This window comes from Verrucomicrobiia bacterium (assembly GCA_035460805.1).
GTDB lineage: Bacteria > Patescibacteriota > UBA1384 > CAILIB01 > CAILIB01 > DATHWI01.
Map to the genome: position 1 here is coordinate 1 of DATHWI010000135.1, position 17,955 is coordinate 17,955.

21 protein-coding genes and 1 tRNA gene are annotated in these 17,955 nt (G+C 53.5%); 4 read left to right on the forward strand and 18 right to left on the reverse strand.

All coding sequences use genetic code 11. The features are described 5' to 3' along the window. The 6 genes from VLA04_05650 to VLA04_05675 all read right to left on the reverse strand — a co-directional run. The coding region (locus VLA04_05650) for a hypothetical protein (protein HSI21147.1) at positions 1–645 on the reverse strand (645 nt) is incomplete at its 3' end. A 60-nt stretch (positions 646–705) separates the two neighbouring features. Beyond that, positions 706–1,089, reverse strand: coding sequence for a hypothetical protein (locus tag VLA04_05655; protein HSI21148.1), 384 nt, complete (start codon positions 1,087–1,089; stop codon positions 706–708). Between the two features lie 242 nt (positions 1,090–1,331). Further along, positions 1,332–1,790, reverse strand: coding sequence for a plastocyanin/azurin family copper-binding protein (locus VLA04_05660; GenBank protein HSI21149.1), 459 nt, complete (start codon positions 1,788–1,790; stop codon positions 1,332–1,334). Positions 1,791–1,856: 66 nt separating this feature from the next. Then, positions 1,857–2,576, reverse strand: a complete 720-nt coding sequence (locus VLA04_05665) for a hypothetical protein (GenBank protein HSI21150.1) — start codon at positions 2,574–2,576, stop codon at positions 1,857–1,859. A gap of 90 nt (positions 2,577–2,666) precedes the next feature. Then, on the reverse strand, positions 2,667–3,650 hold the full coding sequence (locus VLA04_05670; protein ID HSI21151.1) for a membrane dipeptidase: 984 nt from the start codon (positions 3,648–3,650) through the stop codon (positions 2,667–2,669). A gap of 124 nt (positions 3,651–3,774) precedes the next feature. Further along, positions 3,775–4,047, reverse strand: coding sequence for a hypothetical protein (locus VLA04_05675; GenBank protein ID HSI21152.1), 273 nt, complete (start codon positions 4,045–4,047; stop codon positions 3,775–3,777). Between the two features lie 134 nt (positions 4,048–4,181). Here VLA04_05675 and VLA04_05680 point away from each other — a divergent pair, with 134 nt between their 5' ends. After that, positions 4,182–4,415 (forward strand): hypothetical protein, encoded by a 234-nt coding sequence (locus VLA04_05680; protein ID HSI21153.1) that lies wholly within the window; start codon positions 4,182–4,184, stop codon positions 4,413–4,415. A gap of 50 nt (positions 4,416–4,465) precedes the next feature. Here the strand turns inward: VLA04_05680 and VLA04_05685 are convergent, their stop codons facing one another. Next, positions 4,466–5,239, reverse strand: coding sequence for an N-acetylmuramoyl-L-alanine amidase (locus VLA04_05685; protein ID HSI21154.1), 774 nt, complete (start codon positions 5,237–5,239; stop codon positions 4,466–4,468). Between the two features lie 97 nt (positions 5,240–5,336). Between VLA04_05685 and VLA04_05690 the strand changes: the two genes are divergently transcribed. From VLA04_05690 to VLA04_05700, 3 genes are all read left to right on the forward strand, one after another. Then, entirely contained in the window at positions 5,337–6,014 is a 678-nt protein-coding gene (locus VLA04_05690) for a response regulator transcription factor (GenBank protein ID HSI21155.1), read from the forward strand. Then, positions 6,014–7,048 (forward strand): HAMP domain-containing sensor histidine kinase, encoded by a 1,035-nt coding sequence (locus VLA04_05695; protein ID HSI21156.1) that lies wholly within the window; start codon positions 6,014–6,016, stop codon positions 7,046–7,048. Before VLA04_05690 ends, VLA04_05695 begins: the two co-directional genes overlap by 1 nt. 82 nt (positions 7,049–7,130) lie before the next feature. Further along, positions 7,131–7,634: a hypothetical protein gene (locus VLA04_05700; protein HSI21157.1), complete on the forward strand. Its 504-nt coding sequence runs from the start codon at positions 7,131–7,133 to the stop codon at positions 7,632–7,634. A gap of 59 nt (positions 7,635–7,693) precedes the next feature. Here the strand turns inward: VLA04_05700 and VLA04_05705 are convergent, their stop codons facing one another. From VLA04_05705 to metG, 11 genes are all read right to left on the reverse strand, one after another. Beyond that, complete coding sequence (locus VLA04_05705) at positions 7,694–9,169, reverse strand: lyase family protein (protein HSI21158.1); 1,476 nt, start codon at positions 9,167–9,169, stop codon at positions 7,694–7,696. 148 nt (positions 9,170–9,317) lie between these two features. After that, complete coding sequence (locus VLA04_05710; GenBank protein HSI21159.1) at positions 9,318–10,025, reverse strand: hypothetical protein; 708 nt, start codon at positions 10,023–10,025, stop codon at positions 9,318–9,320. A gap of 135 nt (positions 10,026–10,160) precedes the next feature. Then, the gene (locus VLA04_05715; protein ID HSI21160.1) at positions 10,161–10,676 is read right to left on the reverse strand and encodes a hypothetical protein; all 516 of its coding nucleotides are present in this window, start codon (positions 10,674–10,676) and stop codon (positions 10,161–10,163) included. A gap of 240 nt (positions 10,677–10,916) precedes the next feature. Further along, positions 10,917–11,000 (reverse strand) — tRNA-Leu (locus tag VLA04_05720). Between the two features lie 80 nt (positions 11,001–11,080). Next, on the reverse strand, positions 11,081–11,392 hold the full coding sequence (locus tag VLA04_05725; GenBank protein HSI21161.1) for a hypothetical protein: 312 nt from the start codon (positions 11,390–11,392) through the stop codon (positions 11,081–11,083). An 8-nt stretch (positions 11,393–11,400) separates the two neighbouring features. Further along, positions 11,401–12,042 (reverse strand): ComEA family DNA-binding protein, encoded by a 642-nt coding sequence (locus tag VLA04_05730; GenBank protein ID HSI21162.1) that lies wholly within the window; start codon positions 12,040–12,042, stop codon positions 11,401–11,403. A gap of 38 nt (positions 12,043–12,080) precedes the next feature. Then, complete coding sequence (locus VLA04_05735) at positions 12,081–14,093, reverse strand: ATP-dependent DNA helicase RecG (GenBank protein HSI21163.1); 2,013 nt, start codon at positions 14,091–14,093, stop codon at positions 12,081–12,083. Further along, positions 14,048–15,238: a tRNA 2-thiouridine(34) synthase MnmA gene (mnmA, locus tag VLA04_05740; GenBank protein ID HSI21164.1), complete on the reverse strand. Its 1,191-nt coding sequence runs from the start codon at positions 15,236–15,238 to the stop codon at positions 14,048–14,050. The genes VLA04_05735 and mnmA overlap by 46 nt, the downstream gene beginning before the upstream one ends. Next, positions 15,231–15,482, reverse strand: coding sequence for a hypothetical protein (locus tag VLA04_05745; GenBank protein HSI21165.1), 252 nt, complete (start codon positions 15,480–15,482; stop codon positions 15,231–15,233). The genes mnmA and VLA04_05745 overlap by 8 nt, the downstream gene beginning before the upstream one ends. After that, positions 15,479–16,267 (reverse strand): TatD family hydrolase, encoded by a 789-nt coding sequence (locus VLA04_05750; GenBank protein HSI21166.1) that lies wholly within the window; start codon positions 16,265–16,267, stop codon positions 15,479–15,481. The genes VLA04_05745 and VLA04_05750 overlap by 4 nt, the downstream gene beginning before the upstream one ends. Next, positions 16,260–17,807, reverse strand: coding sequence for a methionine--tRNA ligase (gene metG / locus VLA04_05755; protein HSI21167.1), 1,548 nt, complete (start codon positions 17,805–17,807; stop codon positions 16,260–16,262). The genes VLA04_05750 and metG overlap by 8 nt, the downstream gene beginning before the upstream one ends. Positions 17,808–17,955 lie beyond the last annotated feature (148 nt).

The window sequence follows — 17,955 nt, forward strand, 5'->3', positions numbered from 1 at the left end:
TGTGTATTGCCGTTTTACGTACTGGTGAAGGCTTGTATTTGTCAGCCTCACCGCCTCTTCCAGGGAAATCTCACCTTGTACGTAACGGGTAAAAAAACGGTACTCCTGTCCGCATGCATCCAACCATTCCGGTGCCACCCCTTCTTGCAGCAAACGCTGAATCTCTTCTACCAGACCCATCTTTAGCCACTCGCCCGTCCGGGCGCTAAGGCGCTCCTTAAGCACTTCCCTATCAATGTCGATGCCCAGCTTTAGCACACGGTACCTAGGTTGCTGGAGATTGCTTTTCTTGGCCTCATCAAACACATACCCGTTCATGACCGCCTCGGCGTAGAGCATGCTTCCCCCAACCAAAATGGGCTGTACACCCCTAGCCTGCAGACTATCGATTACCTGGTATGCCATCCCCTGGTACTCGGCAACCGTCAACCTCTCCCCTGGGTTCTTGATATCCAAAAGGTGCTGGGCCACACCCAAGTCTTTTTCTTTATTAGTGCCGATATCCATCCCGCGGTAAGCCTGTTTGGCATCACAAGAAACAAGCTCGCCCCCAACCTGAAGGGCAATAGCTTCCGCAAGCGCCGTTTTCCCTGACCCCGTGGAGCCGATCACCGCAATAAGCGGTGCATCCCCTTCTTTATGCATAGGGTTTGTATATCTCTTTTTGTAGGAATAATCCACAAGCTGCACATGAAAAATCCACCCCTAGTTGGGGTGGATTTCATACTCGGACGCTTTGGATTTGGAGCGACGGTGCGGTTGCTCCGAGAAACTGGTAAGCACGTCCATGAGTTCTTCAGGCTCCAGGGTGATGCTTGGCGCCCTGGCCTGGACCATGACGTGAAGCAGCCACTGCCGTGGGGAACTGGGGATCATCAAGTACTCAGTGTCGAACCTGTCCACCAACCGCGCTTGCACGCGATAGAGGTGAGGCAGCACCGCGTGGGCCAGATGGCCGTACGGTGCACGTTCTAAACTATTGGACAGGGTAGAGTTGGTGACGATAATCTCGTCACCATCTGATCGCAGGATCACCAGCTCACGCTGGTATTTTGTTGGCTTGTAAGAATCGATACGCAGATTGAACATCCGCACATCCCTCCTAAACTGCCCAAACGAGGGGAGCCTCGCTAACTGCTCAATGGTGAGCGTGTGAAAGTCCACGACATTGTTGCATTGAACAAGCCTGGGGACCTCTTCGCTGTGCAGCCACCTTATTAGTCCGTAGTCGAGCGGTTGCCCTCCATGCATCTATCTCTTCCTCCTTAAAGTTCACCCTTTCGAGGCGTACAAGCTTTGTACCAGGTTTAAGGGAAGGATACTAGGTTTTGCTACTCAACCACCTCTACCGTCCCTGTCATGAAGGAGTGTGGTGTGCAGTGATACGTGTAGGTGCCTGCTTTTGTGAAGGTGAACGAGAAGGCCTGTCCGCGGCTGAGAAGCTGGCTGCGGAAGCTTTCTGGACCAGAATCGCCGACCACGTCATGCGCCACGCTGTCATTGTTAGTCCAGGTAACACTACCGCCCTTTTTCACCGTAACCTTTGCGGGGCTATAGGCCGTATTCTGCATAACTACGGCAGCCGTGAGCGGCGCGGTAGAAGAGGCTGATGGGGAGGTTGTAGGCGAGGCCGTTGCGGATGCTTCTGGGGAAGCAGTTGGACTGGGCACCGGCGAGGCAGTGGCCTCTGTAGTTGGAGTGTCAGAATCTGCGCGGTCCGATTTGTACATGACATACCCTATCACGGCGATAAGGGCGGCAAGGAAAACGGCAGTGAGAGTGCGATTCATAAGAGGCTATTACGGGGTAGCGAATAACTACCCGCACCTTATACCAAAAAAGCAGCCCCGCCAATGTCAGGCAAGGCTTTCCTCTTGCTCCTCAGAATGATGCAGCATGTGGCGGTAGCGCACGTATTCTGTGAGGGACCCGGCATACAGGCCAACTACCGCCGACACGAGTCCAATGTGGACGGCTTCTGGGACACCTTCAAAGTGTAGGAATGCGCCGCACGTAGTGGCGAAAAGCTGGATGACAATGCGGCCGCGCCAGGCTGAGGCAGCCTTGTGGCAGGCGCGCTCACTGTTCACCACCAATCCATCAACCGCCTTATGGAAGATGAATGGCAGGGTGAGCCAGGAAAGGCCTAAGGTGGCAATAATGTGACCATCTAAGAATGCGTGGACAGAAAGGACGATCATCCGCATGATGCCGCTTACCTGCGCCTTTGCCCCGTGGGAGTGCGCATGGCTGGCATGCTCATCGTCATCTTCATGGCTGTGGTAGAGATTCTCGATGGCATAGCCCACCACGGCAATGAGGAGGAAAGGTGCCAGCGTAATGAGGTACTGCAGGGCCCCGGCACCAGGAAAAAGTTCCTGCGCATATTCAATAAAATGACCAGATATATGGTAGGCCAGTGCAAAAAGGGCCAGGACCCCTACCAAGGTTGCCAAAAGCGGACGGCCAACCAACTTACTCACCGCTTTATAGGGAGCCAACGCACAGAGCAAAAACGCACCAAGGGCGATGGCGAGCAATAGTGCGGAGAGTAGGGCGGGAGACCAAGTGGACATGGCTAGTAGCGTAGCACATTCTTCCCTTTTGCTAAAGGATTTTTGGTATTCAAAAAGCCCCAGGCAAGTTGCCTGGGGCCAGTAGCCCTCTTATCGAAGGGAGTTGTAAAGGAACCGGTGAAGGTTCTCGCCCATTACGCCGCGCACTTCCCGCTTGATGAGCGAGGTGCTTTTCAGCGCCTCCTCAATGAAGAGGAGCCGGCAGGGCCGGTTCATGGCGTATGGCTGATCCGGGAAACGTGAGCGCAGTTTTCCGTCAGGGTCCATCTGCGCCTGAAACTTAAGGAAGAAATTCTTCCATTCCTGCACCGGCACCTGACGGTACCAACCATCGGAACCGATACATACGTTCTCGGCCCCAATGCGGTTTATGGCACACATAAGGTGGTGACACATGTGGTGCACCCCCTCTCCCTCCGGGCTCAACCCAAAGGTGAGTGAGTAAATGCCCACAATTCCCCCGAGGTTCGCAACCTCTTTCATGTGAACGTCGTTAACGTTCCGAGGATGATTGCACTGGTTTGACATACCAGTGTGGCTTATCATCACCCTTGGTCCACCCCGCCGAGAGAGGTGCGTAAGCACTCCCTCGACGGTAGCAGTGCCAAGATGTGACAGGTCCAGGATCATTCCCACCGAGGCGAAGGTATCGAGCATTGCCCGGCCCTTGTCGGTAAGTGGTTCGTTTGGGGCATCTGAACTGCCACCAAATGGCCCGGCACCGGAGTATTGGAGCCCCATGACGCGTACACCCGCTTCGAAAAGCATGCGCACGTCGTTCGGTCTCAAGTCCGCCGGACACCCTTGGAGGTTCATGACCACCCGGAGGTTGTCGTCCTCTCCCGTCCCGCACAAGTCCTTTTTACTCTCCACAACCTTGATGGGCTGTTTCTGAGCAAGAAGGACCCGCTTCGTTGACCTGACCCTGTTAAGGGTAGTGGACGCATCCAAATGCGGATGCGCCACCGTCATAATGCCTAGTGCCAAGTCTTCCCGAGGATTAACCCCACAGAAGACCGGGTCGCGACCAGGAAGGTCCGCGAAAACCATCGCGTCTGCATACATCCTATTCATTTGTCAGTGTCCATCTCCTTAGATTTGTGGCAGAATCTTAGCACAAAAAACCAGATTTGTCAATCTGGTAGGGGCAACGAATAAGGCCAGCCGAAAATAATGTGGCTGGCCTTGTAGATGATTGCTAGACGTCCATCACATGATGGAACCAGAACATGACTGCCGCCGCGAACCCGAAGATGCCTCCGAGAATGCGTAAGGCTTCGATCCATTCCTTCATGCCATCACCCGAATAAGCCGGGGTAAAGCTGATGATGAACAGAGCGACTGCCACCAAACCGAGAACAATTGAGCCTACGCCCGCCTGTGCCGCAGCCTGGTTGATTTGGTCCCTTCGGGATTCGTGCTGACGCACTTTCCCGGCATGCTTAACGTCCGATATGTCCCACCGTTTCATTAGTGGCCTCCTCGGCCCCCGTGGACCGATGGGGATAATGTACGCCTTTTTTAGCAAAATACAACTAAAATTCTTCCAAGTAATAAGGTATGCTAATTAAGATATTACTTTTCCCATTTCCATAAGGAGGAACCATGGCTACTAAGAAGGCTGGTGGCGCCAAGAAGGCAGCTACCAAAACAGCTAAGAAAGTTGTTAAGAAGGTCGTGAAGAAAGAGCAGGAAGTACAGGCAGCAGTAGTGGCTGCAGGGAAGAAAGTTGACGCCGCGGCTCGCAAGAACCCTTGGGCAGTAGCAGGTGCTGCAGCAGGTGTAGGCCTCGTTGTTGGATTGCTCGGTGGGCTTGCCGGCAAGAAGCGCCGCAAGTAATTGTTCGCTCAAAAAAATGACCCCGCGGGGTCATTTTTTAATTGCAGAGACTATATCTTCCCCTGCTCCCTTAAGAAGGCAAGGATACCGTCAGCCACTGCCTTAGCCACCCTGTCGGTCTTATTGACCAAAATACTCCTGTCACCGTCATGCGTAAGGAAGCCAACCTCGACCAAGGCGCCTGGGGTAGTAGGGGCAATGGAATGCTCGTATTTCACGTAGTTGAAAGCGTAATACTCAGTCATATCCAAGGAAGTGCTTGGGTCGTGGCGCATGGTAATGGCAGTACCGTATGTCTCTTCAATGGTATCGCTCAAGATCTCTGCCAAGCCGCTCTTGTCAAAGGAAGAAGCCTCAACCTTGTAGCCTGACACCGAAGTGTCGTCGTTCCCGTCAGCGTGGATGGCGACAAAGGCATCGGCTTCGTAGCCTGGGTCAACGGCGGTAGGGAGGATGTCCACCATAATATCTTGCCGGGCCAAAATAGCTGCTGCTTTTTCCGCCACAGCAAGATTAATCTCCCATTCGTCTACGCCCGCCACAGACGCGCCGCCGCCATTCCGGCGAAGCTTATCCAGCTCGGAGGGGACTTCACGGTATTTCCAGTGCCCAGCCTGAATGCCAACCCGGACTATTTTTTCCTCTTCCATGCTGGCAAGCGCGATGGAGGCCTGCGCCTCGTCACCCCCTTCGCTTCCCCTGCGCATGCTGAGGCTGACCACGCCAATGACGCCCATGACAAAAAGGAGTGCCAAAGCAATGGTGCCTTTCCTTTTAGCAAGACGGTCTTGAGCCAACTGTTCTCTGGGTGACAAAAGTGTCATACTCCCATCTAACCTAATCTTTCTGAGAATAAACTGAGATATATTCCATAGTACCACGACTCAGCGTTTTCTCAGGGTCACCAGGTAGCCTATATTTATGAGGATTATCATCATTGAGGATGAAAAAAAGATTGCTGCCGCCCTTAAGCGTGGGTTGGAGCAAGAGCAGTATGCCGTAGATGTGGTACACGATGGCAAGGAAGGCAAAGCCTTTGCCCTCACCGAACCCTACGACCTTATTGTTTTGGACAGGATGCTTCCCGGCGTAGAAGACGGCCTGGAAATTTGCCGCGCCGTGCGCGAGAAAGGCCTGCACACCCCCATCCTCATGCTAACGGCACGTGACCAAATCCATGAGCGGGTTTCTGGGTTGAACGCAGGGGCGGACGACTATCTCATAAAACCTTTTGCGTTCGATGAGTTCCTGGCCCGCGTCCGCGCATTGCTCCGTAGGCCAGAACAACAGGTAGAAAACACCTTGCACGCAGGGGAGCTCTCCCTTAACACCCTTACTTTTGAGGTGCATCGGAAAGATGTCACAATTGCCGTTTCAGGAAAGGAGTACGCGCTCCTGGAATACCTCATGCGCAATAAAAATGTCACACTCACGAAGGATGCCATTATTGCCCATGTCTGGGATTATGACGCAGATGTCCTCCCTAATACGGTAGAAGTATACATAGGTTACCTACGGGCAAAGATAGACAAGCCCTTCAAAGGTAAAGCACTCATAAAAACCGTTCGTGGGTTTGGGTACAAACTAGACGCCACCTAATGTTTAAAGCCGCGGTCCTCCGCCTCACCCTCTGGTACCTCCTCTTTACGATGCTACTCAGCGTCGGTTTTAGCATGGCGCTTTACCAGGTTTCAACGCAGGAGTTTGAAAGGGACCGCATCAAACTGGAAGCACTGTTGGAAAAAAGCTTTTTCCGCGGCCGCCCAGTCCCTGAACTGGAAAGCTTTAACTTGGTACGGTTTCAACAACTGGAAGAAAGCCGTCACACTGTACGACTCAACCTTATTTACTTCAATGTGCTTATCTTGGGACTTGGCGGTGTTGCCAGCTACTTACTTGCTCGCCGCACGTTACAGCCAATTGAAGAAAACATGGAATCGCAGTCCCGGTTTGCCACGGATGCTTCCCATGAGCTTCGAACGCCCTTGACGGCTATTAGGAGTGAGCTGGAAGTAGCGCTGCGTGACAAAAACCTGACCCTTACAGAATCGAAGCTTCTCCATAAAAGCACGTTGGAAGAGGTGGCTCGCCTGGAAGCGCTTTCCAGCGGACTCCTTAAGTTGTCCCAGCAGGATATCCAAAAGGACCTCGCCCTTGCCCCCGTCTCCGCTGCCCGGGTCGTCCAAGAAACCGTAAGGCAAATGACCAAACAGGCCGATGCCAAAAAGATTACCCTGGTTCACACGGCCGAAGAGGGGGCCTTTGAGGCAGACCAATGGAGCATGGTAGAGCTCTTGAGTATCTTTGTAGATAACGCCATTAAGTACAGCCCCAAGGGTTCCACTGTCACCTTAAAAGCATCCTTCCGTCACCATAAACGGCAGGTTGCCCTGTCCGTCCACGATGAAGGGGAGGGAATTGCCGAGCAGGACATCCCCTATATTTTTGATCGTTTTTACCGCGCAGACAGTTCGCGCACTAAAAACGAAACGAGTGGCTACGGGCTAGGCCTTTCCATTGCGAAAAAAATTATAGACATGCACCGGGGGAGGGTAACCATTACTAGTAAGCCCGGCAATGGCACCACGTTCACTGTCTTCTTCCCTGTCCATCAAGGCACTTCCCTCCTTTAAGCTTTCTCTCAGTTTGCACACGTAAAGTGGTGACATTGAAGCAGTAAGTAACGTTTCTATGAACACCCGGAGCAAACTTCTCATGGCTAGTGTCGCCTCAGCGGGGCTCATCCTCACCGGTGGCCTTGCTACCCAGCGCGCTTTTGCCGATGAGACCACAGCCAACACCTCTCCCCTAAGCAGCCTTGTCACCAAAATGGCGGCAAAGTTTAACCTTAAGGAAGCGGATGTCCAAGCAGTTGTAGATGAAGTGAAAGCTGAAAAAGACGTGGAAATGAAAAAGATGGCAGAGGACAGACTCAGCCAGGCCGTGACCGATGGCGATATTACCCAAGCCCAAAAAGACCTCATCACCACCAAACAGACTGAGGTTGAGACAAAAATGACAGAGATTAAGAAAATCACTGACGATGGCGACCGGCGTGCTGCCATGGACCAACTCATGGCCGATGTAAGCAAGTGGGCAGCCGACAATGACATCAGTGGGAAGTGGCTCCGTTTTGCGGGACCAGGGCCCAAGGGTCACGGTGGTCCTGGGGGACATGGTGGCCGTGGTGAAAAAATGATGATGATGCGAGACTTCTAAAAAAGTTACCCAATGAAAAAGGAGCGACGGTTGTCGCTCCTTTTGTGAATTGAGGATGCTTAGGAGGCGAGGAGGGCCTTGAAGACCCCTTCCTCCCCCTTCAGATGGCTCTTGAGAAGGAAAGCTTCCCGCAGCGCCTCTTGAGGCCCAGGGAAGCTAAACATCTTCTTCAGGATGGCGTTCCATCGTTCCAGGTCCTCGGCTGATGTCTCGAGAAACGCAGAGGGCTGCAATGCCCCTTGCATGAGGACGTCCCTTAGGTGAAGGGGTTGCCCCTCCCTAGGCTCTGCCATGAGGGCCTGAAGGCGCTCTTCGGCTTCCTCAAGGCTCTGGGCCGGAGGAAGGTACGGGTCAGGAACAGGTATCACGTTAAAGGCAGCAAGCTGCACGATGCGGTACGCCTCTTCCCCTGCAAGGCCGTAGGCGACGCCCAGGTTCTTGAGCAGGGTTTTGACCCGGCTCGTAGCGTAACATCCACCCATGTTCTTGATTTCCAGGAGCATGTTGTCGGTGTAGACATATTCCTTCTCCAGCACCGAGGCAATGCGGCCTAGGCAGTAGATCAGTGCATGGAACGCGTCGGGCCACGCCACCCGCTCGGTAGAGCTCTGCTCGATGGCACGCTCTTCCCAGGTCTGGATAACATCTTCCAGGGAACCCAGGTACCCGAAGAGCAGCGTTAGGATGCCAGCCGCACCCTCCGTTTGGATAGGGTTGCGCTTGTGAGGCATAGCTGATGATCCCATTTGTTTAGGAGAAAAGAACTCCTGCATAATGGGGCACCCGCTCCGTGCGTTGAGACGCACATCGAGTGCAATCTGGCCCAAGAGTTCTCCCGCGGCACGCATGGCGCCGATAAGCGGGAGGTAGATGATACGCGGCATGATCTGGGAAGCCCCGTAGAACGGCCTGAGATTCAACAGATCCAGGGCCACCCACTCTTCCTCCATTGTCCTACCCGTGTAGTTGGCAATGGCGCCTGAGATCTTTGAGTAATCCAGAAAGCTTTGCGCGAACTCTAGCTGCGCTTGGCAGAGCTTGAGTACGGCACGGTAGCGCAAACACCGGAAGCCGAATGTTTGAAGCTCGGCCCATTGCCCGTGGGTGCGCCCCACCATAGGGGAGTATCGGTATTTCTCAGCCTGCGCCAAGAGAACCTGGTCAAGCCGCTCAAGCCCAGCTGCCACGAGGGCGGCCGACGCCTGAAGGCGGCGGGCCATTGCTGGCTCCTGGGTATCGTAGGAAGTCATTTCCCGGTGGAAGTACTTGTGATACTCCTTGGGGAGGAATCGCTCGCGCTCTTGGAGGAACGCGTTGAGGTCGTGACGAAGTTCCTTGTCGTTGGCTTCATACACACTAATATCGATGGGATTTGCTTCCAGTACCTGCACCATCGCGTCAGCAATTTCAGGGGAAATGTTTCCCAGATGTTGATCCGCCCTAATGCAGGCAATTTCGGTTTCTTGCCATCCTAAAAGGCGCTGTTCCAGACTCCACAAATGCGTGATGTCCGGTACCATGTAACGTTTATCCATTCTTCACCTGTCCTATCAAGCTACAAGGGCAGCCGGGCTGCCCTATTACTGTTGTTTATAGCAGTAATGGCTCTGGAAAACGATAATTTTATTCAAGGATGAAAAACAGGCACGTGTAGAACGTGCCCGTAAGGTCTGTGCAGTGATTTCAGCCACAAGGCGTTGCTTCTGGCAACATAAGGGCTGCCTCGGATTTCGGATCTGCAAGCGCTTTGCGGAGAGCCCCTGGTAGCCTCTCCATGAATGCCGAGGGATCCCCTCTGAATCCCAGGTCAAGCTCGGCAGCAAGCATCATGACATGCTTGTAGTTGTCATCACCCTCAAGGACCGTGAGCATTTTTTCCGTGACCCTCAGAAGGTCTGAAAGGAAGAAGGGCGCGTGCGTATTCTCCTCGGCTAACTCCCTGTCGGGAAAAGCTGTGGGGAGGACGAGCCGCGAAACGGGGCAATCCTGGAGCATTTCAAGGGTGGCGCTGCAGAACAGGGCAACAAACTTGACGTGGTCACGCACGCCGTCGATAGCCGTAAGCTTATCCCATCCATCGCCCCTTCTAGGGTACCCAACATACATTTCAGGATCGACGGTCATATCTATGACAAGTCTCTGACCTGGTATATGTGCATCAGCCCCTGCTGCGTGCAGTGTTAAGACGGTCTGCTTCCCACCCAGCTTGCCCATACCGTGGCAACTTGGGAGCTCGTGCACGTACGCATCTTTCTCCTGCCATGAATGCGGTGAAAAGCACAGGTCAGTGATAAGTTTGAAAGGAGTGCCCTTCCTCAGTATCCCTGCGAGAGTGTCGATTTCTTCTTTTGCTATCTCCCGCCTGGGAGCCATTTCAATGATGTCAAACATACTTCTCCAGAAAGCACCTGGGTGCTTTCTGCCGCTTAGAGTAACAGATAATGAGCGAAGTGAAGAGATAAGAAAAACGGCCCGGTGTTATATACCGGGCCGTAAGAAGAACATGACCCTTGCTGGGTATTCACCCTAAAGCCCGAAGCTCCTTGGGGCAAAGAGGTCATCAAATTGGTCCCGGCCGCTATGCCGGGGCCTTCTCATCCTTTCGCGGTCAGCAGATTGAAGGCGCATGTCATAGTGTGCCTGTGTTTCCTCAATCAGGTGGATCACCTCATCAGGAGACAAGGCCTGCAACTCCCAGAAAGGCTCTACTTCCCAGAGGCAGAGGTCAAGATCCTGTTGACGGTGCAGGCTAAAGGCCATAGGCTTGCCGGGCTTGGCACTTTCCGGCGACAGAGCGGCCAGAGCCACTTCTTGCGTAGGCTCAAGCACACCCTGACTGACGCGCAATGATTGGCGCTGCTGCTCAAGACAGCCTTGGAACGAGGTGCTCAGTGCGCAGATATTCCACGGCCCTGGCTTCAGGAAAAAATGCACAATGGCATAGCAGGTTGGAGGAAGGCTTCCGCGAAACACGGGATCCCTCAGCGGATGAGAACCGCCATGACCAGATATTAGGAAAAGGTTATCAAGGGGATTAATCATGTTTTCAAAGCTCCCGGGACACGAGTGACCTGCTTCGATAGTAACAGAAAGGCAAAGGGTGGGGAGAGGACGACGCTCACTTTCTTTCTGCAGTCAGTGCTTTGCACATGAATTTCAGAAAGAAGCGCTCACTAGCTTTCCTCTCCGCTTCGCGGAGCAAGGTACTGGGAAAGGCGAACCTGGTTTCGAAGCCGATCCCAAATCAAAGAAAAGAAGAGTCCAGAGGACTCTTCTTTTCTTTGGTACCGGGGAGAGGACTCGAACCTCCACACCTTGCGGCACATGCTCCTAAGGCATGCGTGTCTACCATTCCACCACCCCGGCAGAACCTACGTACTATAGCGCAACCTGACCAGATTAACAATGAAAAAGCCCGGCTGTGCGGCCGGGCTTACAGGAAACGTTCACTTCGTTAACTCGTCCCACTCTTTTTGCTTCTCCCGCTCCCTTTTTTCAGCCATGCTGGCATGCAATAAGGGTAAAGTCTTATAACCCACAAAAGAGATGAGAGCGAACATCAGCATCCCAAAGTCACCAAATACCCGGCCACATGCGCCTAGCGCCCATAGGTAGGTACAGATATTGGCTACAAGCACCCATCCAAACACCGAAGGGGTCAGACGGGAGGATAAGTAGGAAACACCGAGTGCCATTAGGTAGGCACCAACCACAAACACAACAAGCAAACCCTTCACCTCGTATGAGATGAATACCACGTTCCCCCTCAAAGCTCAATGAGGTCCCTGATTTTATCTATCGTCGCCGGCCCTATGCCGCTCACCTGGTCAAGGTCATCAATGCTCTTAAAGGCGCCATGCTCCGTGCGGTAATCAATAATTCGCTGGGCGTACGAAGGTCCAATGCCAGGAAGCGAATCTAGCTGGGCAAGCGTGCCACGGTTAATGGAAACCTTCTTGCTAACAGTGGGCAACTCCGCAACTGATGAGGAGGCAGTAGGGGAGTCCACCCCACTACTACTCCCCGTCCCCGCCTTTTTACTTACGGCCCTCGCTTGCTCCGCTTCCCGTACAAACGTATCGTGCGCCGCAGCTACCTCTGCACTGGCTGCCTGGTACTCCTGCTGCAGGGAAGTGATGAGCTCGCCGTCTTTAAGGCGCGCTTCTTTCAAGGCAGCCACTTCCGCCTCCAACCCAGCCATGCGCTCCTTTAATGCATCGGCTTCCCCATTCTCCGTAATGATAGTTACTGGCTCCCCGCTGCTTCCAATAATAAGCCGCCCTATGCCCGCGGCTTTAACACGGAGGTGGGGGAGTAGCAGTATTGCAGCGCCCAACCCAATTACAACTACGGCAAGTGTTCCCTGCCGCCAGTACCTCTTCAGTAAAGAAATTGCTTTCTCTCGCATGCGCCTACCCTACTCCCCGCGGGGGAGGGAGCGCCAGGCTACTCCAATCCCGCCACGGCGCTAGACAAGCCCCTTTCCTGCCACTGAACTGGGAATTCGGGATGTTCTTCAACGTAAGTCTGCACCACGCCCTTAACGCGCTGGAGGAATTCCAAATCTGTTAATCGAGCCATTTTAAAGTCTGGAAGCCCCGATTGCACGATGCCCGTCAAGTCGCCAGGTCCACGGAGTTCCAGGTCGCGCTCGGCAATATCAAACCCACTTTCATATTCCACCAGCGCCTTAAGCCGCTCAATGGCTGGGCCACCGCCAATAGTAGGGCAAAGGAAGCAGTATGATTGTTCCTTGCCACGCCCAACCCGGCCCCTTAGCTGATGAAGCTGGGCAAGGCCAAAGCGCTCTGCATTCTCTATGACCATGACCGTAGCATTGGGCAGGTCAACTCCCACCTCAATGACCGATGTGGCAACCAGGACATCCACCTTGCCTGCCTTAACTTCGGCCATGAGAGCCTCTTTTTCCTTTGCTTTCATGCGGCCATGCAGTTCGGCAACCCGTCCAAACTCAGGATGCTCTTTGCGTAACCGCTCCGCCTCTTTGGAGACAGTCTTAATCTCCTTAGGATCCACGACAGGTTCGCCTTCAGTAAAGACTTCCTCCTTTTCAATGAGGGGACACAGCACAAACACTTGCCTGCCTGCGGCAACTTCCTGTGCAATGCGCCCTTCCATCTCACGGCGGCGGTTAATGGGGATGATGTCGGTATGGATAACCTGCCTGTTCTTGGGCTTTTCCTTAAGGAAGGAAACCTGGAGGTCGGCGAACAAGACGAGGGCCAGTGTGCGGGGAATCGGCGTGGCAGTCATGGCAAGGACATGCGGGGGATGCTCCTGCTTGTCCCGTAAGGCTGCGCGCTGCTTCACCCCAAAGCGGTGCTGCTCGTCCACCACAACCAAGCCCACATTCTTCACGGCAAAATTGTCATGAATAACAGCATGCGTACCCACAATAATATCCGCACTATCCGCATCTTCCTTCGTAGCGGCAGTCCACAACGCTACACGGCAGCCGGCGGTTTTCAGTAACTCAGCAACAGTCTTTGCATGCTGTTGTGCCAAAATCTCCGTAGGTGCCAAAATGATACTTTTCTTTCCCGTCTGTGCGACACATGCGGCAAGCAGGGCAGCCACGACAGTTTTTCCGGAACCTACGTCGCCATTGAGTAGGCGAGTCATCAATTTCCCCGATTTCATGTCCGTGAGCGAATCCCACACTACGCGCTTCTGCCCCGCCGTTAATTCAAATGGCAATGATTCTACGACATTTTTAAGCCACTCTACGGGCACGTCAATGATACTTCCTGCCATTCTCACCTGGAGTTGTTGGCTTTGCGCCACATTCATGAAGAATGAGAAGGCCTCAATGAACGCCATAGCCTTGCGCCCCTGCTCTTCGTCGGCCATAGACACCGGCTGATGGATGAGACGCAGCATGTCGCGGTACGGTGGCAGCTCTTCCCGCTCCCGCAGGCTGTCTGGCACTATATCCTCTATTTCCGCATCGTTTATGACCTGGCGGATGAACTTCTGAAGCATCCAGCTAGTCACCCCCTTTGTCTGAGGATAGACCGGTATAACCTGGGGTTCATCCAATAGCACGGGACTGGGCAGGATATTTTGCCCATGGAACCGCTCTATGGCCCCTACACACGTCCATGTGCTGCCAATGGTCAGCTTCTTATCCACATAGGGCTGGTTAAAAAAGCGGAGCGTCAGGGGAACTCCACTGTCATCAGAGACTTCTGCGTCAACAAAAGAGAGCCCTCTCTTGGTTCGTTTCTTTACCAGAGAGTCTACGGTCACCCGGATTGCCACCGGAAAACCGAACTGCACCAGGTTCAAGGGGAGCGGGTTTGATGCGTCAATGTAGCGGCGCGGGAACCAGTGCAACAAATCAAAAACACTACGGATCCCCATCCGTTCCAGGTGTTCTACGGTTTTTGGACCTACGCCGGGGACAAGCCGGACTGAATCGTGTGCTCTGTAGTGCATACTATTCCTCCTCCCCACACCCTATCACCTTCATAAAAAACAAGCGACTGACCTGGTGCAACAGCCCAAAGGGGATCCGTCTCTACCCTCACCACCCCTGCTCCGGCAGTAATTTTTTTCACCGCCACTGGTTGCTGTTGGTACCTACCCTGCACGCCGATAAGTCCGTTTTTCGCCTTCATGTCGATGGTCGATACAATAGACGGATCGGTATCCCCACCAGTGGTCTGCCACCCTTCAAGCTCAATAAAAGTGCTCATGAGGTCCTGGTCATACCTGTCCAGGCTCACATAGAGCCTATTGGATGCAGCTTCTGTAGCCACAACATATACGGGCTTAGTATCGGGATCATTTGTGTACGAACGTAGTACGCCGTTGTCTATTGCCTCCCCTGCGCGCTCTCCAATAGTGTAGAACATCGCCCCTCGATGCTCCCCTACTACTAATGCTTTTCGTACACGTTCAGAGAAAGCCTCTCCTGCCACGTAAGGTGGCAGCAAATAGGTGCGCCCAGGCTTTGCCCCAATCTGTTCCAAGAGGAATTTCTTCAAGTCCAGGTGGCCAATGAAGCAGATGCCTTGGCTGTCTTTCTTGCTCGCCGTTGCCAAGTTCAGGGCTGCAGCCTTCTCGCGTACCATACTCTTCTCAAGTTCACCCACTGGGAAGTACGCTGTTTCCAACTGGGACTTGTTCAATGCATACAGAAAATAGGATTGGTCCTTCCGGGCATCCAAGCCGCGGTAAAGTACCCCGTCCCTCACCCGTGCATAGTGTCCCGTAGCCATGCCATCCGCCCCCATTTCCCTGGCCTTGTCCAAGAACACCGAGAACTTAATCTCCTTGTTGCACATGATATCCGGGTTTGGAGTGCGTCCTGCGGCGTATTCCCGCAAGAAATAATCCACCACCTTCTCCTTGTATTCCTGCTCAAAATTAATAGAGCGGAAAGGAATGCCAAGTTCTAAGCAGACCTTTTCTGCGTCTGCCTGGTCCTGCTCCCAAGGGCAATCAGTCAAAGATTGGAGGGTCGAGGGGGACCAGTTCTTCATGAACATGCCCTCCACTTCAAAGCCCTGCTCCAAGAGAAGCGCAGCCGCGACGGAGGAGTCGACGCCTCCGGACATCCCCACAATTACCTTAGGCATTGTAGGCGCGCAGTAAGCCAATGAGGGCAACGAGTATCCAAACCAGGTTTAAGACCACTGGCTGGACATCCTTTTTCTTCCAAGAGGCGTACGCCACGCCAACAGACCCAACAATGTTGGCCACTAGGTAGCGATAGTCCGTCGCCTGCACTGTCCCCATAACGGCAGCCAAGTAAGCACCTACAATGAGCACCACTCCAACCCAGTCTACAAACTCAATGATTCCCTTTGTTTTGTGGATCATGACACAAAATTAAAGAAAGCATCGGCGGTCGAGGTTGTTCGCTCATCCACCTCACTGACATCAACATTTTTTAGCGCAGCAAGCTGCTCCGCCACAGCCATGACCATGGCCGGCTCGCACGTTTGCCCGCGGAAAGCCTGAGGCGCCAAGTACGGCGCATCGGTTTCCACCATAACACGGTCCCACGGGACGCCAGTGGCCACCGCACGCAAGGCCTCTGCATTCTTATAGGTTAGGATCCCAGTAAAGGACAGGTGGAAACCTAATGCCAACCAGGCATCAGCCTCTTCCTGACTTCCCGTAAAGCAGTGAATTACTGTTTTCATCCCCTTTGCTTCTACCGAAAGGATATCGTAAAGGTCTTGGAAACAATCGCGGCTGTGAATAATGAGTGGCTTGTCCACTTCTTTCGCAAGGCTCACTATTTCATATAAAACTGCCTTCTGGAGCGCTTTTCTTGCCTCAACCTCCGATTCCCCCAGTTCATCAAAATGGAAATAATCGAGCCCAACTTCCCCAATGGCTACCACCTTCGGGTTAAGGGAAAGTGTGGTAATGCGCTCAATATCAGCAGGCGTCGTCTCGTGAGCATCAGAAGGGTGCACCCCTACCGCCGCATACACCTGGGCATATTGCCCTGCAAGCGCCACCGCAGAGTCAGAGGACTCCCGGCTGGTTCCTGGCACCACAATGCGGGCAACGCCAGCTTCAGAGGCACGGGAAAGTACGCCCGCTACATCGGCAGCAAGTGGTGGGTAGTTAAGATGGGCGTGAGTATCAATCATGACGCGGGAAGAGAATGAGTGGAGCGGCACCCAGGGACTCACCTGGAACAAGGCTTCCCCACGCACGCGCTTTGGCACCATCAAACCAGAAATCAGATGGCAGACAGGTAAAGAGCTCCCTTGCCACACGCTCTGCCGTTGTAGGAATGGCCGGCCAAACCTGGCTGGTAATATGCCGGATAACCTCGAGAAGTTCGTAGAGAAGCTCGTCTAGCTCACCCTTGCGGTGTTCATCCTTGGCAATTTCCCATGGCTTCAACTCTTCAATGCGGCGGTTGCAGAACACAATGAGCTGCTGGGCACTACCAAGCGCCTCCTGAATACGGATGTTCTCAGCAAAGGCATCGTACTCCGCCCATCTCTCCTCAACCACCACCTTTTCCAGGTTAGCTACCTGCTCCTCTGAAACACCTGGCACAACCCCTCCACAGTACTTATGCACCATGGTAAGCACGCGACTCACCAGGTTTCCATAATCATTTGCCAGATTGCTGGCATATACTTCCGCCAGGCGCTCCATGGTGAAATCCCCATCATCAGTAGTTGGGAGGGCCCGCAGGAAGTACCAACGCAACGGGTCAGCCCCGTATTTCTCCAAAGGTTCGTACGGGTCAATCACATTCCCCCGGCTCTTGCTCATCACATGGCCATCCTTAAGGATAAACCCATGCACCAACAGGCGCTTAGGCACCTCTAGGCCGGCAGAAAGCAACATGGCAGGCCAAAGCAACCCATGGAAACGGGTGATGTCCTTACCTATGCAGTGCAAATCTACAGGCCAGCGGCTTCCCGGGACAATGCGCCCTTCTTCCACCGAGGCGCAACCGGTCAGATAGTTAGTGAGGGCATCAAACCAGACATACATGACTTGGTTTTCGTCACCTGGCACAGGGATGCCGTGGCTCAACCGGGAAATATCCCGTGAAACAGAAATATCCTGCAGTCCCTTCTCCTCCACAAAGCGGATAAGCTCCTGAGCCCTATGTGCGGGGTAAATGGCATACTCCCCACTCCTGAGCAGCGCCAGGACCTGGTCCGTGTACTTAGATTGAGCAAAGAAGTAGTTCTCCTCTTCAATGAGCTCGATGAACTTTTCGTCGATGCCAAACACGGAAGGATCGGGTGTTTCATCTGCAGAACCCAGGAATTCTTCCTGCTTGATGTTGTACCAGGCACGGTAGGTTTTCTTGTAGATGTCACCCCTAGCCGCACAGGCCTGCCACAAGGCTTGGGCCATGGCCATATGGTCCGCATCACTGGTACGGATAAACCGGTCGTGACTGAGGGAAAGGGCTTCGGCCAAGCCAGTGAAGTGGGCTACTTGCTCGTTAGCAAAATCGCCAGTACTTTTACCGGCCGCATCAGCAGCGCGCTGCATTTTGAGGCCAAATTCGTCTACGCCGGTCTGGAAATATACTTCTTCACCCTTCATACGGTGGTAGCGCGCCAAAAAATCCGCCTGGACAAACTCCAAAGCATGGCCCATATGCGGCTTGGCATTAGGGTAGTGAATGGAGGTGGTGATGGTGAACTTAGGCATGGGTTGTGACGAGAAGCACTATTTCTCCTTTGATGGTGGGGCGGGCAGCAAACTCCTGCTGAACTTCTTCTAAAGAACCAGTAACAACCTCTTCAAACTGCTTGGTGAGCTCCCGGCCCACACAAACAGAAAGTGGTTGGTTCCATTC

Bases quoted from the DNA above. Each gene is read 5' to 3' on its own strand.
- VLA04_05700 (HSI21157.1), top strand. From the start codon at position 7,131: ATGGCTAGTGTCGCCTCAGCGGGGCTCATCCTCACCGGTGGCCTTGCT.
- VLA04_05750 (HSI21166.1), bottom strand. From the start codon at position 16,267: ATGATTGATACTCACGCCCATCTTAACTACCCACCACTTGCTGCCGAT.
- VLA04_05710 (HSI21159.1), bottom strand. From the start codon at position 10,025: ATGTTTGACATCATTGAAATGGCTCCCAGGCGGGAGATAGCAAAAGAA.
- VLA04_05745 (HSI21165.1), bottom strand. From the start codon at position 15,482: ATGATCCACAAAACAAAGGGAATCATTGAGTTTGTAGACTGGGTTGGA.
- VLA04_05670 (HSI21151.1), bottom strand. From the start codon at position 3,650: ATGAATAGGATGTATGCAGACGCGATGGTTTTCGCGGACCTTCCTGGT.
- VLA04_05655 (HSI21148.1), bottom strand. From the start codon at position 1,089: ATGTTCAATCTGCGTATCGATTCTTACAAGCCAACAAAATACCAGCGT.
- VLA04_05690 (HSI21155.1), top strand. From the start codon at position 5,337: ATGAGGATTATCATCATTGAGGATGAAAAAAAGATTGCTGCCGCCCTT.
- VLA04_05675 (HSI21152.1), bottom strand. From the start codon at position 4,047: ATGAAACGGTGGGACATATCGGACGTTAAGCATGCCGGGAAAGTGCGT.
- mnmA (HSI21164.1), bottom strand. From the start codon at position 15,238: ATGCCTAAGGTAATTGTGGGGATGTCCGGAGGCGTCGACTCCTCCGTC.
- VLA04_05695 (HSI21156.1), top strand. From the start codon at position 6,014: ATGTTTAAAGCCGCGGTCCTCCGCCTCACCCTCTGGTACCTCCTCTTT.
- VLA04_05715 (HSI21160.1), bottom strand. From the start codon at position 10,676: ATGATTAATCCCCTTGATAACCTTTTCCTAATATCTGGTCATGGCGGT.
- VLA04_05660 (HSI21149.1), bottom strand. From the start codon at position 1,790: ATGAATCGCACTCTCACTGCCGTTTTCCTTGCCGCCCTTATCGCCGTG.
- metG (HSI21167.1), bottom strand. From the start codon at position 17,807: ATGCCTAAGTTCACCATCACCACCTCCATTCACTACCCTAATGCCAAG.
- VLA04_05685 (HSI21154.1), bottom strand. From the start codon at position 5,239: ATGACACTTTTGTCACCCAGAGAACAGTTGGCTCAAGACCGTCTTGCT.
- VLA04_05735 (HSI21163.1), bottom strand. From the start codon at position 14,093: ATGCACTACAGAGCACACGATTCAGTCCGGCTTGTCCCCGGCGTAGGT.
- VLA04_05730 (HSI21162.1), bottom strand. From the start codon at position 12,042: ATGCGAGAGAAAGCAATTTCTTTACTGAAGAGGTACTGGCGGCAGGGA.
- VLA04_05665 (HSI21150.1), bottom strand. From the start codon at position 2,576: ATGTCCACTTGGTCTCCCGCCCTACTCTCCGCACTATTGCTCGCCATC.
- VLA04_05680 (HSI21153.1), top strand. From the start codon at position 4,182: ATGGCTACTAAGAAGGCTGGTGGCGCCAAGAAGGCAGCTACCAAAACA.
- VLA04_05705 (HSI21158.1), bottom strand. From the start codon at position 9,169: ATGGATAAACGTTACATGGTACCGGACATCACGCATTTGTGGAGTCTG.